General features: G+C 40.3%; 11 protein-coding genes and 1 pseudogene. 11 read left to right on the plus strand and 1 reads right to left on the minus strand.

Annotation, left to right across the window (positions count from 1 at the left end; genetic code table 11):
* The first annotated feature begins 50 nt into the window (after positions 1-50).
* The 10 genes and pseudogenes from MZ182_RS07430 to MZ182_RS07475 all read left to right on the plus strand — a co-directional run bounded on the left by MZ182_RS07430 (position 51) and on the right by MZ182_RS07475 (position 14554).
* Complete coding sequence (locus MZ182_RS07430) at positions 51-1259, plus strand: porin (RefSeq protein ID WP_248066457.1); 1209 nt, start codon at positions 51-53, stop codon at positions 1257-1259.
* Positions 1260-1367: 108 nt separating this feature from the next.
* Positions 1368-2033, plus strand: a pseudogene (locus tag MZ182_RS07435) (transposase).
* Between the two features lie 292 nt (positions 2034-2325).
* Entirely contained in the window at positions 2326-5088 is a 2763-nt protein-coding gene (locus tag MZ182_RS07440; protein ID WP_248066460.1) for a TonB-dependent receptor, read from the plus strand.
* 957 nt (positions 5089-6045) lie between these two features.
* Complete coding sequence (locus MZ182_RS07445; protein WP_248066462.1) at positions 6046-9024, plus strand: TonB-dependent receptor domain-containing protein; 2979 nt, start codon at positions 6046-6048, stop codon at positions 9022-9024.
* A gap of 578 nt (positions 9025-9602) precedes the next feature.
* Positions 9603-10385, plus strand: coding sequence for a DUF3450 domain-containing protein (locus MZ182_RS07450; protein WP_248066464.1), 783 nt, complete (start codon positions 9603-9605; stop codon positions 10383-10385).
* A complete protein-coding gene (locus MZ182_RS07455) occupies positions 10385-11740 on the plus strand; it encodes a MotA/TolQ/ExbB proton channel family protein (protein ID WP_248066467.1) in 1356 nt (451 codons plus the stop codon). Before MZ182_RS07450 ends, MZ182_RS07455 begins: the two co-directional genes overlap by 1 nt.
* Positions 11740-12267, plus strand: a complete 528-nt coding sequence (locus MZ182_RS07460) for a MotA/TolQ/ExbB proton channel family protein (protein ID WP_011789864.1) — start codon at positions 11740-11742, stop codon at positions 12265-12267. The genes MZ182_RS07455 and MZ182_RS07460 overlap by 1 nt, the downstream gene beginning before the upstream one ends.
* Before the next feature lie 13 nt (positions 12268-12280).
* On the plus strand, positions 12281-12685 hold the full coding sequence (locus tag MZ182_RS07465) for an ExbD/TolR family protein (RefSeq protein ID WP_011789863.1): 405 nt from the start codon (positions 12281-12283) through the stop codon (positions 12683-12685).
* Position 12686: 1 nt separating this feature from the next.
* Positions 12687-13307, plus strand: coding sequence for an energy transducer TonB (locus MZ182_RS07470; protein ID WP_011789862.1), 621 nt, complete (start codon positions 12687-12689; stop codon positions 13305-13307).
* A gap of 2 nt (positions 13308-13309) precedes the next feature.
* Positions 13310-14554, plus strand: a complete 1245-nt coding sequence (locus tag MZ182_RS07475) for a tetratricopeptide repeat protein (protein ID WP_248066469.1) — start codon at positions 13310-13312, stop codon at positions 14552-14554.
* Between the two features lie 67 nt (positions 14555-14621).
* Here MZ182_RS07475 and MZ182_RS07480 read toward each other — a convergent pair whose 3' ends face one another.
* Complete coding sequence (locus MZ182_RS07480; RefSeq protein WP_248066471.1) at positions 14622-15131, minus strand: diguanylate cyclase domain-containing protein; 510 nt, start codon at positions 15129-15131, stop codon at positions 14622-14624.
* 79 nt (positions 15132-15210) lie between these two features.
* On the opposite strand from MZ182_RS07480, the gene MZ182_RS07485 reads away from it, so the two are divergent.
* A complete protein-coding gene (locus MZ182_RS07485; RefSeq protein WP_248066472.1) occupies positions 15211-17040 on the plus strand; it encodes a DUF885 domain-containing protein in 1830 nt (609 codons plus the stop codon).
* Positions 17041-17083: the final 43 nt, after the last annotated feature.

A 17083-nucleotide genomic window follows, 5' to 3' on the forward strand; every position in this document is an offset into this window, starting at 1 on the left:
TAACAACGGAATGACGTTGATAAAACATAAACGAAAAGGTTAAGCACCAAATGAACAAAACGTTAGTAGCAACTGCGCTGGCAGCAATATTCTTAGCGCCATCTGTTTCGGCAATTGAGATCTATAAAGATGATAAAAATGCTGTAGAAATTGGCGGATTTATTGATGTACGCGTAATCAACACTCAAGGGGAAACTGAGGTTGTTAATGGTGCTTCTCGAATTAATTTCGGCTTTAGCCGTGAGTTGACCAATGGTTGGAATGCATTTGCTAAGTTGGAATGGGGTGTTAATCCTGTTGGTAGCAGCGATATTGTTTATAACAACCGTTTTGAATCTGTTCAAGATGAGTTTTTTTATAATCGCTTAGGTTATGCCGGTTTATCCCATGATCAATACGGTACTATTACTATTGGTAAACAATGGGGTGCTTGGTATGACGTAGTATATAGCACTAACTATGGTTTTGTATGGGATGGTAACACCGCAGGTGTTTACACATTCAATAAAGACGATGGTGCAGTCAACGGTGTTGGTCGGGGTGATAAAACCGTACAATATCGTAATGCTTTTGGTGATTTCAGTTTTGCTGTTCAGGCCCAGTTAAAAAACAGCAGTTTTTTCACTTGTGATATAGAAAATATTACTGAAAATGAGTGTGAAGCCCGCTGGATTGAAGGTAGTGCTGATGCTCAACAAGTGACTTATGACTATACCTATGGTGGAGCGTTGACCTATAAAGTCACTGAGATGCTGAGTGTGAGTGCTGGTGTTAACCGCGGTGAATTTGATATCGACTACGGGAACGGTGATCAAAAAACGGCAGTTGATCTTATCTATGGCGCAGGTATTACCTGGGGTAACTTCGACAATAACGGACTCTATATCGCGGCTAACGTTAACAAGCAAGAAAACCATGATACAGATAATATTGGCCGTTTAATCAAGGATGCACAGGGCGCTGAAACTTTAGTGTCCTATAAGTTTGATAATGGTCTGCGTCCATTTATTTCTTACAACGTGCTTGATGCTGGTAAAGATTACGTGATCCAACCTAACTTTAATGCAGATCCTAATGATGTGTTCAAACGTCAGTTTGTGGTTGTTGGTTTGCACTTTGTTTGGGATCCAAACACCGTCCTCTATGTTGAAGCTCGTAAAGACTATAGTGACTTCACTAGTGCCGATAAAGTTCAAGAAGCAAGAATGTCACTATCAGAAGATGACGGCATTGCCATCGGTATTCGTTATACGCTTTAAGGCTAAAGGATCTCTAGATAACCTGAACTTAGGATAAAAAACTGCCCTCCACGTGATAGGAGTTTCCATTCAAGAACAACCCCATCACACTGGAGGGTCTATAAATTAATTACAGTATTTTGTAATGTTAATAATTTTTAACTATTTTGTTCCGCAATGGGGGGGGTGTTAACTGATGGGACTCGTAAGCGCAAACACGCTCCTCGTATGACAATAAGTGAAGTGATGACACCATCATTTTTTTTCAGATGTTCACCACTATTTCAATTTCAAAAAACTTTAGATCGATTATGCGGCTCATTTCTACAAATCAGTGTTCTCCAACTTACTCAACTATATCCGCTTTCTTTAGGTTATGCCCTGTGCTTAAGTGACTCTCAGTTGTTACTTTGCTAGTCTCAAAATGAATCCATATGTGTCTAATTTGTGATTCAGTCAGCATTAAAGTGTGTCATAACCCGCACATCAACCGCCATAAAACTTTTTCAGGGTTGACTTGTTGGAATGGTTGGTTCTATGGATTTAAACTGCATTTAATTGTAAATCATTAAGGCTAGGTCGTGGGGGCCAAATGCATGATACAAAACCATTTAATGATATGATGCACAGTGATACGAATAAACTCTATGTCACTACACTCTAGGTACCTTAGTTCACATGCCTTTGTGTTGAATGTGATTGGCAGTGCTCATTGCCTATCAATTGAAAGATAATAAGCCACAACCAAACATCACTAGCACAGATTTTAATACTATTGCAGTTATGTTTTGTTAAGTCGATTTCGGTAGAGAATTCAAAATACACAAACGCTGGTCAGTAATGACTGACGTTTTGTGTCTGATTTGGTGATCTTAGGTATCTTAAAATTGAGTATAGCCCATCCTTTAATGTTGATTTATGTTTTGCATTGTTTCTTTTTTGTTTTTTGTTTGTTGATGTTTTGTTTTTATTGTGATTCTATTGAATTCGTTGAGTGCTCCGTGATTGTTCGAAGTGCTCTGGTATTGAAGCTGCTTATAAGAGCGAAACATAAATAATAAGAAACATATGTATCTGGAGATGAATAATGCATAAGAATAATTTACTAGCTAAATCAGTGCGTTTAGCCTTGATTGGTGGGATGACTGCTACGGTATTAAATGTACCTTTCGCTTTTGCTGAAGAACAAGATGGCGCTAAAGTTGAACGAATCGCAGTAACAGGCTCACGTATTAAACGTGCCGATATGGAAACCTCGAGCCCAGTGAGCGTGATTGATGCTTCAGCTATCATTTCATCTGGCGCAATTTCAGTGGATGAAGTTTTACAAAAAATGACTTCTGCGGGTGGAGCAATGACCAATGCTGGTATCAATAACGGCTCAGGAGGTAACACCCGCATTAATCTTAGAGGTTTAGGTACAAATCGTACTTTAGTTTTAGTAAATGGTCGCCGCATGATAGCGTCTGGTACTGGAGCCGCATCAACGGTAGACCTTAACACAATCCCTGTATCTATGATCCAGCGTGTTGAAGTTCTTAAAGATGGCGCTTCTGCAATTTATGGAACAGATGCTATTGCTGGCGTGGTTAACATCATTTTAAAGAGAGACTTTGAAGGATTTGAAGTCAACGCTCAAACAGGTATCTCTGCTGAAGGTGATGCTGACGAGTCAACAATCGATATGACGTTGGGCAATACTTTCGATAAAGGTAATATTGTTGTTAGTGCTCAGTACACTAAGCGTGGTGAAGCTAGCCAAGCCGATCGTGGCTTCTCTGACTGCCCCATCACTGAAACGAAGCCAGATTCAAATGGTAATATTAGTTTGTATTGTGGTGGTAGTGGTTACGCTCAAGGTGGGCATATTTGGGGTGATAACAATTTTGGTATTGTAGGTTCTGGGCCGAATGGTGTGTATGCTATTGGTGACAAAGGATACTATGGTGAATATGTTGACAATGGTGAAGGTAAGCCAAAATTTCAATATTTTAATGGAATGTCAGAAGCCAATTTAAGTGGCCGCGGGGGCACTTACCACGATTACGTTACTGCAAATGATGCTTATAACTATGCCAAAGATAGCTATCTTTTCACTCCAATGGAGCGCTTAAATTTAACTTTAGCTGGTACTTATGAATTAACTGAAAATACTCGCTTCTTTACCGAAGCAATGTACTCAAAACGTTGGTCTAATCAACAAATGGCGCCTCAACCAATTTGGAACAATGATGCTTGGGTTTATAACCCTATTTCAGCAGGCGGTTGGATGACTGATGACTTACTACCTTGGGTTCAGCCAGGAGAAGAGTTAGCTTATGGTCGCCGTATGGTGGAGTCTGGCACTCGTGACTTTGACCAAGTTGTTGATACTATTCGTATCGTAGTGGGTGTTGAAGGGGAATTCGAAAACGGATGGAGTTGGGATGCTTCTTACAACAAAGGTCGTAATGATTCTGTTGATACCTTAGCAAACCTGCATAACTTAGGTTCGATAAATGCTGCTGTATTGGAAGGTACATTTGACCCATTCCTTCAATCTTCGTGGCAGGGTGATAGCATTGCTCCATTTATTTATACGGAAGTTAACAGCGGTAATAGTGAGTTAGATATTGTCGCTGCCACTTTATCAGGTGATCTTGTTGACTTGCCCGCAGGTATGATGGGGTTTGCTGCTGGATATGAAAATCGCAAAGAAGCTGCTAAGTTCACTCCAGACTCTTTGACGGCGCAAGGGCTTGCAAACGATCCTCGTGTTGAACCAACAAGTGGCGATTTCAGTGTAAATGAAATTTATGCTGAGTTAGCCATTCCATTATTAAGTAATATTCCTTTAATTCAGCAATTGGATCTTAGTGCTGCAATGCGATACTTTGATTACAGCACATTTGGTGATGATACTACTTGGAAACTAGGCTTAACTTGGCGTGTATTCGATGACTTAATGTTACGTGGTGGTTTATCAACAGCATTCCGAGCACCGACTGTTGACGAACTGTACGGTGGTAAGTCTCCGTCATTTGAACAAATAGTTCATCCTGCAACAGAACAAGATCAAGCTGAAGTTACCGTTGGTGGTAATGAATTATTGACTCCAGAAGAAGCTGACATTACTACTATTGGTTTAGTGTATTCTCCGAGTTTAGTTGATGGTTTGTCTATGACTATTGACTATTATAATATTGAAATTTCCAACACTATTACCGCTGTAGATAACAACTATGTCGCTAATCAATGTTTAGACTCGACAGGTAATCCGATAAATACAGATACAGCTTTATGTCAATCTTCTCATATTCAGATTGATAACAGTGGCCGTATTAAGTTTGACAATGGATTGCAGAATATCGGTGCAACAAATACTTCTGGTTATGATATCAATGTAGCTTATGGATTTGATGCATTAGGACTAGATTGGAAAGTTGGTTGGGATACTTCTATTTTAACAAAATATGAAGAGTTTGATCCGGACGGTATTGCTGTTGATTATCGCGGTTATGTGACTGGTGGTGTAGGCGCTTATGCTAAGCTGAAGAGTAATCTAAATATTACTGCTACAGCTGATGATTGGAGTTTCACGTATGAAACTCGATATATTGATGGCATGGACTCATTTGCATGTATTGGCAAAGAGTCTAGCTGTTATGCACCATCTGTTAGTAGTGTTGTTTATCACGATCTTTCTGGCTCATATGATTTAACAAATAACATTCGTTTATCAGGCGGTATTAATAATTTATTTGATAAAGAACCTCCTTACTATACTGGTAACAATGATTCGAACACAGATCCTTACACCTATGATGTTTTAGGTCGTTACTTCTTTCTTCGTGCAAGTATGAAGTTCTAAATTTAACGATGAGTTTGATTTGTGTTAAAGGGGGATCCTGATATGTCTAAGGATCCTCTTTTATTTTCTGCTCTAAACCATCTACTTTAGTAGATGGTTATCATCCTGCGTGGCTTTGCCTGTAGTTCTACCCATCTGAGATATCTTCTTAATTTTTTCACGAAACCAAAGAGCACAAATAAAATGAGTAAATACAATCGAGCTTCCCATGTATTTTGAGGCTATCGATATTACATTGTTTGGACTCCCAGGGACTACTTCATGATATTAAAGAACAACTTGGGAAAAGAGATAGTAGATGTATTTGTGTGTACTACAATCACTTGAATGTGAAATAGTGGGGTTGAGCGCGCAAGTTGAACATAGTCATCGAGTTGTAAAAGTACCACTGAAGAACATATTGTTAGAAACTCGATTCAAATGTTAATACTGATGCATAGCAGCGCCTTAGTTTCAGGGGAAATTACATTCGAGAAGCCTTTAAGTCCATTGACACAGGCGATCAAGGTATCTTCTAAACAGTGTTTTTAAGCTCGTTCACTACTAACTCAATAGTTAAATTGTTAGAATTTTGTACCTTAGTTTTGAACTATCTACAGGTCAGTAGCTCTTTTATGTCATCGTTGTTTACAGTAGACGGACTTGTTCGGGATGCTGCCTGAGCCGCGGTAGCGCAGGGCTAAACAGTCCAGACACAATATCGTTGCCAACTTGTCTATATCTTGGAATGTAATAAATGTTATGGATATGGTTTTATAGGTGGCAATTGTTTATTTTTATAATGTATTTCACTTCATTTGTTGATTAAGTGTTTCAAATGTGATTTTATTGCCCTGAGGCCTGACCTTTGTAACTGAAACTAAACGTGCTTCGTTATAAAGGTCTGCAAACACTACCTCGCGTCAAATGCAGAGGTGGAATAAATAAGAAGACATGTTATGTCCAGGGAGATAGACAATGCTTAGAAGTAATTTATTAGCTAATTCAGTGCGATTAGCATTAGTTGGTGGTACAACCTTAGCAGCATTAGGAGCTTTTTCTGCTACAGCAGCTGATGAAGATGTTGTAAAAGCTGAAAAAGCTATAGAAAAAATCAATGTAACTGGTTCTCGAATTCGTTCAACAGATCTACAAGATTTTTCACCTGTACAAGTTATTGGTGCAAGTGAAATTGACACATCAAGTGTTGCTAACATTCAAGAGTTACTACTGAAAAATCCAGCATTTGGTGCGCCAGCACTTAGCAGAACAAACTCTAACTTCTTAACATCAGGTTCTGGTGTAGCTACTGTTGATTTACGTAATTTGGGTACTGAACGAACTTTAGTTTTAGTGAATGGACGTCGTTTTGTATCCGGAGTTCCAGGTGATACTGCCGTCGACTTGAATACCATACCTACCCAATTTATCGAACGTGTTGAAATCATGACGGGCGGAGCTTCAGCTGTTTATGGTTCAGACGCTGTCGCTGGTGTCGTTAACATTATCTATAAAAAAGAGTTTGAAGGGATCGAGTTTGATGTTCAAACTGGTGAGAGTGCTGAAGGTGACAACGACGATGATCAAATTCAGTTTACTATGGGTACATCATCAGCTAATGGTAAGGGTAACATCATGGTTCATGGTGCTTACACTAATCAAGGTGCTGTATACTCACGAGATCGTGATCGTTCAGCAATCGATCAAATTTCTTTAGGTGCAGCCGTGACAGGTTTGCCTGAGGATATGTTTACACCGTATCAACCTTTCTACTCAAGCTTTGCGCCACAAGGTCGTTTTGTTGCTGGTGGCAACCCTTATACTTATGATAAAAATGGTAATTTTATTGAAGGCTTCTCTACCAATGGTAGTGCTACACGAGAAGCTGATGGTTACAACCGTAATGCAATTAGAACAATTGCAGTACCAACAGAACGCTATCTTTTGGCCGCGACAGGCAAGTATGAGTTTGCAGATGGTTGGAACGCAACTCTTGAAGGTACTTATGCCTCAACTCAAACACAAAGCCAACTAGAACCTTTTGCACTGTCTTCTGTTGATATTTACTCCGGTTCGGGTGGACAACTTCCTGTGGAGTTTGAGCGGTTCATTGAGAGCGCTACTAACCCTGGCGAATATGAACGTACGCTAGTTCGAAATGAATTAATCCCAGATGAACTATATAATTTAGCTACAGATACTAACGGTGATGGAATAAGAGATATTTCTTTTACACGTCGGATGTCAGACATTGCTAATCGTGGTAGTCGAGCTGATCGTGATACTTTCCGTATTATGACCGGTATTGATGGTGAATTAGCTGATGGCTGGTTTTTAGACACTTACTTTTCTTATGGTCAAAGTAAAGAAGGGCAGACCGGTACTGGACAAGTTAACGTACTGAACTTTAAATCAGCATTAGAAGCAACAACTGATGAATTTGGTAATTTAATTTGCCGTGATGCAAATGCTCGTGCACAAGGTTGTGTCCCAATAAATATATTTGGTGCTGGTACTGTATCGCCTGAAGCAGCTAAATACGTAAATGCTCCCAGCTCTCTCAATACACTTGCAACACAAACCATTGCTGGTATGAGTATTTCTGGTGATCTTTTTGAATTACCTGCAGGTTTTGTTGGGATCGCAGCTGGTGCTGAATATCGTGAAGAATATGCTCGTAGTGAATTTGATGCATTACAACAAGCAGGATTAAATGCTGGTAATGCCATCCCAAGCACTGAAGGTGAGTTTGATGTAATGGAGTATTTCACTGAGGTGAATGTACCATTGCTAGCTGATGCTTTTATGGCAAAACAGCTAAATTTACGTGGCGCGGTTCGTTTCTCAGACTACTCTACGGTTGGTAATACTGAAAGTTGGAACGTTGCACTTGACTGGGCTCCTATTGATGAACTCCGTTTTAGAGCTATTCGAGCAATATCCACAAGGGCACCTAATATTAATGAGTTATATTCCCCACCAAGCCAGACTTTCCCTTCCGGTTTAACAGATCCTTGTTTGGGCGTTACTGCAACAACTTCAGGAGCTCAGGCGGAGGCTTGCCGTGCTGATGCTGGTGTGATGGCGAATATAGCAGCCAATGGAGCATTCACATTAAATCAATCTGACATTCAAGGTGTGAGTGGTTACAACCGTGGCAATCCAGATTTAGATGCTGAAAAAGGTAAGTCGTGGACTTTTGGCGTTACTTTTTCTCCTGATGGTATTGCGGTACTAGAAAACTTTGATTTCAACATTGATTATTTTGATATTGAAATTGATGATGCAATTGTAAGTACTGGCCGCCAATATATTTTAGATCAGTGCTATGGAGGCGATGCATCTTTATGTAGCTTTGTTACTCGTAGACAAGCAGCAGAAGGCCCTAATAGTGCTGGTTCATTAGAGTATATTGATTCTGCAGTGACTAATAGTGGTGGTTACGTTACATCGGGTATTGATTACGTTATAACTTATGCAAAAGACTTGGAGGATTACGGTTTAATGGGGCAGGCTAACGCTCGTTTAGCTTACACTCATGTAATAAAAGGGTATGAAATACCATTGCCTGGTGCTGAGCGTGATAACTTTAATGGTGAAATAGATGCACCTCAAGATAAGTTTTATTTATCATTGGGATATGCTGTAGGTGATTTCAACATTGCTTGGAATACAACTTATATAGGTGAATCATTCTTAGATGATGGTTTCTTATCGGGTTATGACTTAGCACCAGAATCAGTCGGTGTTGGTTCTGTAACCTACCATGACTTAAATGTAGCTTATCATCCATTTGATATGGCTGAGTTTTACATTGGTGTGAATAATATTTTTGATCGTGATCCACCACCAATCATTAGTGGTTTACCAGGAAGTTCTACAGGTGTAGAAACAGCTGCGAGCACTTATGATCCAATTGGTCGTCGTTACTATGCTGGTGTACGTTTGAAATTCTAAGTTTTATCATATTAGGCTAGCTACTTAAATCTTAATTGAGATAGCTTATTTCAATAAAACCCCACTATTTTAGTGGGGTTTTATATATCTTTTTTCAATCATTTTTTCTAAAAACTAAAACCATTCCGATCAAAATTTTTATATAGTTACTTTTGCGAATAATCTGTATCTAGTTATTATCTGAATTCTGCTTTTTCAATTCTGGTTAGATACAGTACTGCTACTTATGTCTTTGCCAGTTGATTGAGAAATGTTATATTTACATGTTTTTGTTAATAATATGTATCTGCCCATCCTCAAGTACTGTAGTTTTTGTCTAAAAAATCCTCTCTTATCGTCTTTACATGTTCAAGCCTTCTTTACACTGATTTTTACACATTTCGATTGTTGACATAGGTCAACATTTTGTGAAATGATGCCAGCGGGTCTATGCCTGTAATGGCGTAGGAAAGGGAAGAAAAAACTAAGAATCACAAGAGATAGACGAACTTACAGTATTCATAGTGTTTTGCAGCTTCTGCGAATGATTATGTTATTGGTAAGTTAACTTTTTATTCACTTCAAATTGGTTGGGAACTATGTCCAAGGTAAGCAATAGAACAAAAATCGCTACTGCACTTGTCGGCGTGTTGGCATTAGCGAGTAGCAACTTAGTAGTTGCAGATCCTCTTACCGACGTGCTGAAAGCGGATAGTATGATCCATGCTGATGCAGCTGCGTCGCAAAAGAATGTTGATAAGTATTTTGATCAAGCGCAAGACATGCTCTTTGAGTATGGCTCAGTGGCTGATGAGCGTGAGTCTCTGAAATCATATAATGACTATGTAGCCAGTTTAGTCGCTGATCAGCAAAAGACAATGGACGCTGTTCAAAACGACATTAATGGTGTTGACAAGTTACGTCAGGGTGTTGTGCCGTTAATGTTCAAAATGGTGGAATCTTTAGAGCAGTTTGTTCAACTGGATTTACCATTTAACTCTGAAGTGCGTACCAATCGTGTCAATGAGTTAAAAAATCTCCTCAATACAGCCGAAGTGACTCTCGCTGAAAAATACCGTTTGATCCTTGATGCTTATAGCATTGAGCGTGAATATGGTAGTGCCGTTGCTGTAAACCAAGGCAAATTGAACCTAGATGGTAAAGAAGTATTAGTTGATTTCTTTAACTTAGGTCGTGTAGCGCTCTATGCACAGAGCTTAGATCAAAAGACTGGCTGGATATACAACCCAGAAACTAAGGGTTGGGATAAGTTAGATGACAGCTATTTGCGTGAACTGACAAAAGGTATCCGCATTGCCCGTAAACAAGGCGCTCTAGATCTATTTGCATTACCAATTCCTGCTGCGGAGACTGCACAATAATGAAGAAGTTAATTGCTACAGCTGTATTGGCTGCAAGTTTTTCTTTAACTGCTGGTATGGTGAGTGCTGCTGATGCACCTAAGTCTATAGACCAATTATTGCAGCAAGTTAAGGTTGATCGTGCCGCTGAAGGTAAAGTCAACAGTAAACGTGAACAAGAGTTCCAAGCTGAGCGTGGCGATAAAGCCGCTATGTTGAAGCGTGAAAAAGATGCATTAGCCGCTGAAAAGCAACGTGGAAAAGAGTTAAATCAAGCGTTTTTAGATAACGAGCGTAAGATTGCTCAATTAGAAGAAGATCTGAAAACCGCTCAAGGTGACTTGGGTGAAATGTTTGGTGTTGTTAAAGGTGAAGCTGGCGATTTTGCTGGTAAACTTGTCAGCTCAAATATTAGTGCTCAATATCCAAACCGTGACAAATTTATTGCCGATTTAGGTGCGCGTAAGCAGCTACCAAAAATTGAAGAATTAGAGCAATTCTGGCAAGAGCAGCTATTTGAAATGGCGCAATCTGGCAAAGTGGTTAAGTTTGAAGGTTCGGTAACGGGTATTGATGGTAGCGTGAAAAACACGACTATTCACCGTATTGGTGCTTATAACTTAACGGCTGATGGTAAATATGTTGTTTACAATCCTGACTTAGGTTTAATTCAAGAGTTATCTCAGCAACCTGAAGGTTATCAAGTTAATGCTGTTGGTAAATGGGAACAAGCAACTGCAGGTACTGCGCCGTTCTACATTGACCCTGCCCGCGGCGTACTGCTAAACATATTCACTAATAAAGCTAGCATGGAAGATCGAATTGAATCTGGTGGGACAATTGGTTATATCATCATGATATTACTAGCATTAGGTCTACTGATTTCTATTGAGCGTCTGGTCACTATGACTATTATTGGTGCTCGTGTTAACAGCCAACGTAAAAATATCGATAATCCTGGTAACAATGCTTTAGGTCGTATCCTCAAAGTGTATCAAGAGAACAAAGACGTTGATGTTGAAACGTTAGAGTTGAAACTTGACGAAGCGATTCTGAAAGAAACGCCAGCACTCGAGTCTCGCATTTCTATCATTAAGGTATTGGCCGCTATTGCGCCTATGATGGGTCTGTTAGGTACTGTAACGGGTATGATTGCAACCTTCCAGAGTATTCAATTATTTGGTACTGGTGATCCTAAGCTCATGGCTGGTGGTATTTCTATGGCACTGGTTACAACGGTTCAAGGTTTAGTTGCAGCTCTGCCATTGATGTTAATGCACGCAATTGTGGTTGCACGTAGTAAATCAATCGTGCAAGTTCTGGAAGAGCAAAGTGCTGGTATTATCGCAGCACATGCTGAGAAGAGGGCTGACTAATGATGCTATACCTGATGGACATTTGGGATTCCGTCAGGGGCTTCATGGCCTCCGGAGGCGACGTCCTCTGGTTAGTTGCGGCTGTACTGTTCTTAATGTGGGCATTGATGCTTGAGCGCTATTGGTATCTAAACTGGATATCACCAAAGCAACATAAAGCAATCATCGCTGCATGGAATGCGAGAGAGGAAACGACCTCTTGGTACTCACACCGTATCCGTGAAGCTTGGATGTCCCAAGCAAAACAAGATTTGAATGCACGTATGCTGATTATAAAAACCTTAGTAGCGATTTGTCCTATGATAGGTTTGTTAGGTACTGTAACAGGTATGATTTCAGTGTTCGATGTGATGGCAGTTCAGGGGACGAGTAATGCTCGTTTAATGGCGGCTGGTATTTCAATGGCAACAATGCCCACCATGGCGGGGATGGTTGCAGCATTATCGGGAGTATTTTTTAGTACTCGTCTTGATGCAAAAATGAAAATCAGTTTAGAAAAGCTAAAAGACAGCATGCCGCACCACTAGAGAGAGATTGAACATGGCACGTAAAAAGCATTCCAGTGTAGACGAGGAAGCGCAAATTGACATGACACCGATGTTAGACATCGTGTTTATCATGCTGATCTTCTTCATTGTGACAACGTCATTCGTGAAACCATCTGGTTTGGACTATAACAAACCTAAAGCTTCACAAGCGACTTCTAAGCCTTCGGCTAACATCTTTATTGGCGTCAGTAAAACAGGCGTTATTATGATGGAAAACCGTCAGGTTGATATCGAACGTGTGACCGCAAACGTTGAGCGTATGCTAGCTGAGGCTCCAGAGGCAGCAGTGCTTATCCAAGCGGATAAAGACACGCAACACGGCTTAGTGGTTAAAGTTCTAGACCAAGTCAAAGCGGCTGGTATAGATAAGATTTCGGTTGCTGCGGGGAACGATTAATATGCTAAGAGCACTAGTATCAATCATTATTGGTGCTGCTGTGACTTTTGGTCTGTTCGCTTTTATGGCGTTCTTGGTCGGTGGTGGGGCGCAGCGCGCTGAAACATCGGCCGAGACCCCTGTAATTGAAATCACGATGGATAGACAGGATTCAAAAGCACAGAATAAGCCACGAGTGGTGCCTAAACCGCCACCACCACCAGAGCAGCCACAGAAGCCTGATACTACACCTCCGGATACTTCTTCCAATATTGATACTTCAATGTCATTCAATATGGGTGGAGTTGAAGCAGGTGGTCCAAGTACTGGTTTTAAATTAGGTAATATGATGACTCGTGATGGCGATGCAACACCTATCGTACGCATCGAGCCACAATACCCTATTGCAGCAGCACGTGATGGCAAAGAAGGTTGGGTACAATTGCGTTTTACCATTAACGAGTTAGGCGGTGTAGATGACGTTGAAGTTATCCAAGCCGAACCTAAGCGTTTATTCGATAAAGAAGCAATTCGTGCACTTAAAAAGTGGAAATATAAGCCAAAGATAGTTGATGGCAAACCACTTAAGCAACCGGGTATGACAGTCCAACTTGACTTCACTTTAGATAAAGGAGGCAACTAATAATGCGTAATGCTAATAAAATCGCAGCCCTATTATTGCTCTCTTTATTTGGCAGTACAGCTTCATCAGCAATTGCTGCTGAAAAGTGTGAAATTGATAGCCGCCAATCTAAAGCCGTAGGTGAAAGTGCTGCAAAAAAGGTTCAGAAATCTTTTGAAGCTTATACTAATGGTCAGCTTGATGAGGCCATTTCTATATTGCTTGAAGCAAATGCTAAGAATGATTTCGATAAAGCGTATGTTGCACGTATGCTAGGTAACTTTTATGCCGAAAAAGGCAAAATGGATACTGCGATCAAATACCTAAAGCAAGCTGTAGAAGCGGATATTTTAGGTGGAACGGATCACGCTGCAACATTACGTCTCTATGCTGATTTGTTGTTACAAGAGAAGAAGTTTAAGGAAGCTATTCCTTATTACTACAAGTGGATGGAATTCACCTGTAAAACTGACGCTCAAATGTATCGCCGTATTGGTATTGCACATACAGAGCTAAAACAGTGGGATAAAGTGATTGAAGTGGCCGACAAAGGCATTTCTCTTGCTTCATCTCCTGATAAAGGTTTGTATCAGATGAAGCTAACGTCTTACTTCAATCAGAAGAAGTATAAGCAAGCCGTTGGCGTGTTAGAAACCATGGTGCCTTTGTTTCCAGAAGATGGCAGATTATGGGTTCAATTAGCACAGTTTTATCTGATGGTAGAGGATTATGATAAATCACTTGCGACTTACGATTTAGCCTACAGAAATGGTTTCTTAGCAGATAGTGCGAGTAATATTACTCGTTTAGCGCAACTGATGGCACAGAAAGGTGCTCCATATCAGGCTGCTAAAATCTATCATAAGCACATTAAGTCTGGTTTGATCGCGCAAGAAGCTAAATCTTTTGAGATTTTGGCTGGTTTCTACCAAAACGCAAAAGAGTTTAAGGAGGCCGCTGAGTTCTATGGTAAGGCTGCGGCTATCAGCAATGATGGTAAGCTTTACTTAAAACAAGGTCGTCTACTGAGCTTAGATGGAAATTATACTGCTGCGATACCTGTCCTTGAAAAGGCAATATCGCTAGGTATTGATCATCCAGGTGAGGCAAACTTTGAATTGGCATTAGCTCATTTAAGTTTGAAGCAATATAAGTCTGCTTATAACCGTGCACAATTGGCGGCAAAAGATAAGAAGACTGAAAAGAGTGCAAATAGCTATATCTCTTATATTAAAGAGAAAGCTCGTATGCATAATGTTGCGCTTTAACTTATTGTTTTATAGTCATTAGAATAAAGCCCCTACTAAGGGGCTTTTTCTTTAAGGCGAACCTATATTACTGTAGACGAATCAGTGCTTGAGATTGTAGCTGCTCCTTTTCAAGTTCTTGAGATAATTTAGATACACTCGCAAATAAAACGTCAACTTTTTGCTTTTGTGTTGGCGTACAAATACATGCAGCAAGTTTATAATCGATTTTTAACTTATGATTTTTACCAAATTCTTGATTAAATTTGCGTATATGTTGATTAATACGCTCTAAAACAACTTCAGTACCTTCTTCATCAATATTAAATAAGCCTAAGGCAAAATGATTATGATCTAGCCTTGCAATCATATCTGTTGCCCTAAGTAAGGCTTCTTGGACCTGTTTAGTGAAGAATTCGAGTAAATGAGGCTGTTTGACGGTTTCATGAATGTGAGGGCACAGATACAATAGTGCCAAGCTTTGGTGCTCTCTCATATGTCGATGCCATTCACGGTTAAACACCTCCATGAAATAGGTTTGGTTGTAGACCCCCGTTTCTGGATCTCGAAACCCCGAATTGTGAAATGAGTAGATCATAGGTTAACTCCGTTAGCAGGCCTTTAACTAAGTATAGAAACTGTTTGGCTATCACAGACCCAAAAGGAAGAATATAAAAATGAAATTGAGTTTACTGGCTGGAACATTGGCGTTGATGTTGGCGCTACAAGGTTGTTCAAAACCTGAGGCTAATCTGTCCCAAGAAAGTCGCTTGGCTAAGACGAACACCGCACAGAGTGATAGGCAAGCCGCCGAACAAGAGTATTTGGCGCTGGTAGATACTTATTTTAATGATTATCTAAAGCTTGAACCTATTTATGCGACTTTTGTCGGTGTAAACGACTATAACGCTGAATTTGGTGGTGATTTGAGCGAAGAGTATCTCAAGGCTCGCCATGATCTAAATACTCGATATTTAGCGAAAGTAAAGGCGATTGATATTCAGTTGTTACCCGCGGATCTTCAACTCAGTTATGCATTGTTTGTGTATGATCGTGAGATGGCACTTGTAGATGAAACCTTCCCGTCTCGCTTTATGCCGATAAGTCAGTTCTACAGTACTGTGATTACTATGGTTCAGCTTGGTAGTGGTGAAAGCGCTCAACCTTTTAACACAGTTCAAGATTACCGTAATTGGGAGCAGAGAGTTGATGGTTTTATTAAGTGGCTCCAACTTGCTCAAAATCGTATGAATGAAGGGATTGAAAGTAAAGTTGTACTGCCGCGAGTGTTGGTTGAACGCATCATTCCGCAGTTAGACACTATGCTCACAACAGATGTTACTCAAAGTATTTTTTACTCACCTATTCAGCATTTTCCAGAACATTTTTCTGAACAGGATAAAATTGCATTAACCAACAGTTACCAAGCGATGATAGGTGAGCGATTAGTGCCGGCGTTGACTGGGCTACGGGATTACTTTAAGCAAACCTATTTACCTAAATCACGAGCAACAGATGGTTGGTCTGGTTTACCTAATGGGAAAGCTTGGTATCAACAGCTCGCCAACGCTCACACAACAACTACCATGCCTGTTGATGAAATTCATCAAATTGGTTTAAGTGAAGTAGCACGAATTTTATCTGAGATGGATAAGGTACGTGAACAGGTCGGTTTTAAGGGCGATTTGAAGGCGTTTTTTGCGTCTTTATCTTCAGAGCCGCAGTATTTCTATAGCGATCGCCAAGGCTTGATTGATGGCTATATGGTACTGAAAGATAAAATCAATCAGGTTTTGCCTAACTATTTTAATGTGATGCCAAAGGCTGATTATGTTGTTAAGCCAGTAGAAAGTTTTAGAGAGCAATCTGCAGCGGGAGCTTCTTATGAGTCTCCTGCTGTTGATGGCAGTCGCCCCGGCGTGTTTTACATCAATACCTATAACCTAAAGGCACAGCCTAAGTGGGGGATGACGACGCTATCTTTGCATGAGGCAGCTCCTGGACATCACTTCCAAATTGCGATTAAACAAGAGTTAACAGGCGTACCTGAGTTCCAGCGTTTCAGTGGTTATACCGCTTTTGAAGAGGGTTGGGCACTTTATGCTGAATACCTTGGTATTGAAATGGGCCTTTTTAATGATCCTTATCAGTACTTTGGCAAGTTATCCGATGAGATGCTCCGCGCAATGCGTTTAGTCGTTGATACAGGTTTGCACGCTAAGGGCTGGAGTCGTGAGCAAGCTATCCAATATATGAAGGATAATTCGCCAATGGCAGAGTCTGATATTGTTGCCGAAGTTGAGCGTTATATGGCAATACCTGGTCAAGCTTTATCTTATAAAGTCGGGCAGTTAAAGATTTTAGCGCTACGTGATAGAGCCCAGAAAGCCTTAGGAGATAAATTTGATTTAAAAGCTTTTCACGATCAGATCCTGACATCCGGTTCATTGCCTATGGCGGTTATGGAACAAAAGATTGACCGTTGGATTGCAGATTATCAAGCCTAAGTCGTTTATATCGCCACCATTTATATCGAGATAAAATAAATGG

Origin of the sequence: Shewanella sp. JNE2, assembly GCF_023159115.1 — a bacterium.
GTDB lineage: Bacteria > Pseudomonadota > Gammaproteobacteria > Enterobacterales > Shewanellaceae > Shewanella > Shewanella putrefaciens.

Coding starts and splice junctions, on each gene's coding strand:
- MZ182_RS07475 (WP_248066469.1), top strand. CDS start 13,310: ATGCGTAATGCTAATAAAATCGCAGCCCTATTATTGCTCTCTTTATTT.
- MZ182_RS07485 (WP_248066472.1), top strand. CDS start 15,211: ATGAAATTGAGTTTACTGGCTGGAACATTGGCGTTGATGTTGGCGCTA.
- MZ182_RS07460 (WP_011789864.1), top strand. CDS start 11,740: ATGATGCTATACCTGATGGACATTTGGGATTCCGTCAGGGGCTTCATG.
- MZ182_RS07455 (WP_248066467.1), top strand. CDS start 10,385: ATGAAGAAGTTAATTGCTACAGCTGTATTGGCTGCAAGTTTTTCTTTA.
- MZ182_RS07465 (WP_011789863.1), top strand. CDS start 12,281: ATGGCACGTAAAAAGCATTCCAGTGTAGACGAGGAAGCGCAAATTGAC.
- MZ182_RS07450 (WP_248066464.1), top strand. CDS start 9,603: ATGTCCAAGGTAAGCAATAGAACAAAAATCGCTACTGCACTTGTCGGC.
- MZ182_RS07470 (WP_011789862.1), top strand. CDS start 12,687: ATGCTAAGAGCACTAGTATCAATCATTATTGGTGCTGCTGTGACTTTT.
- MZ182_RS07440 (WP_248066460.1), top strand. CDS start 2,326: ATGCATAAGAATAATTTACTAGCTAAATCAGTGCGTTTAGCCTTGATT.
- MZ182_RS07430 (WP_248066457.1), top strand. CDS start 51: ATGAACAAAACGTTAGTAGCAACTGCGCTGGCAGCAATATTCTTAGCG.
- MZ182_RS07445 (WP_248066462.1), top strand. CDS start 6,046: ATGCTTAGAAGTAATTTATTAGCTAATTCAGTGCGATTAGCATTAGTT.
- MZ182_RS07480 (WP_248066471.1), bottom strand. CDS start 15,131: ATGATCTACTCATTTCACAATTCGGGGTTTCGAGATCCAGAAACGGGG.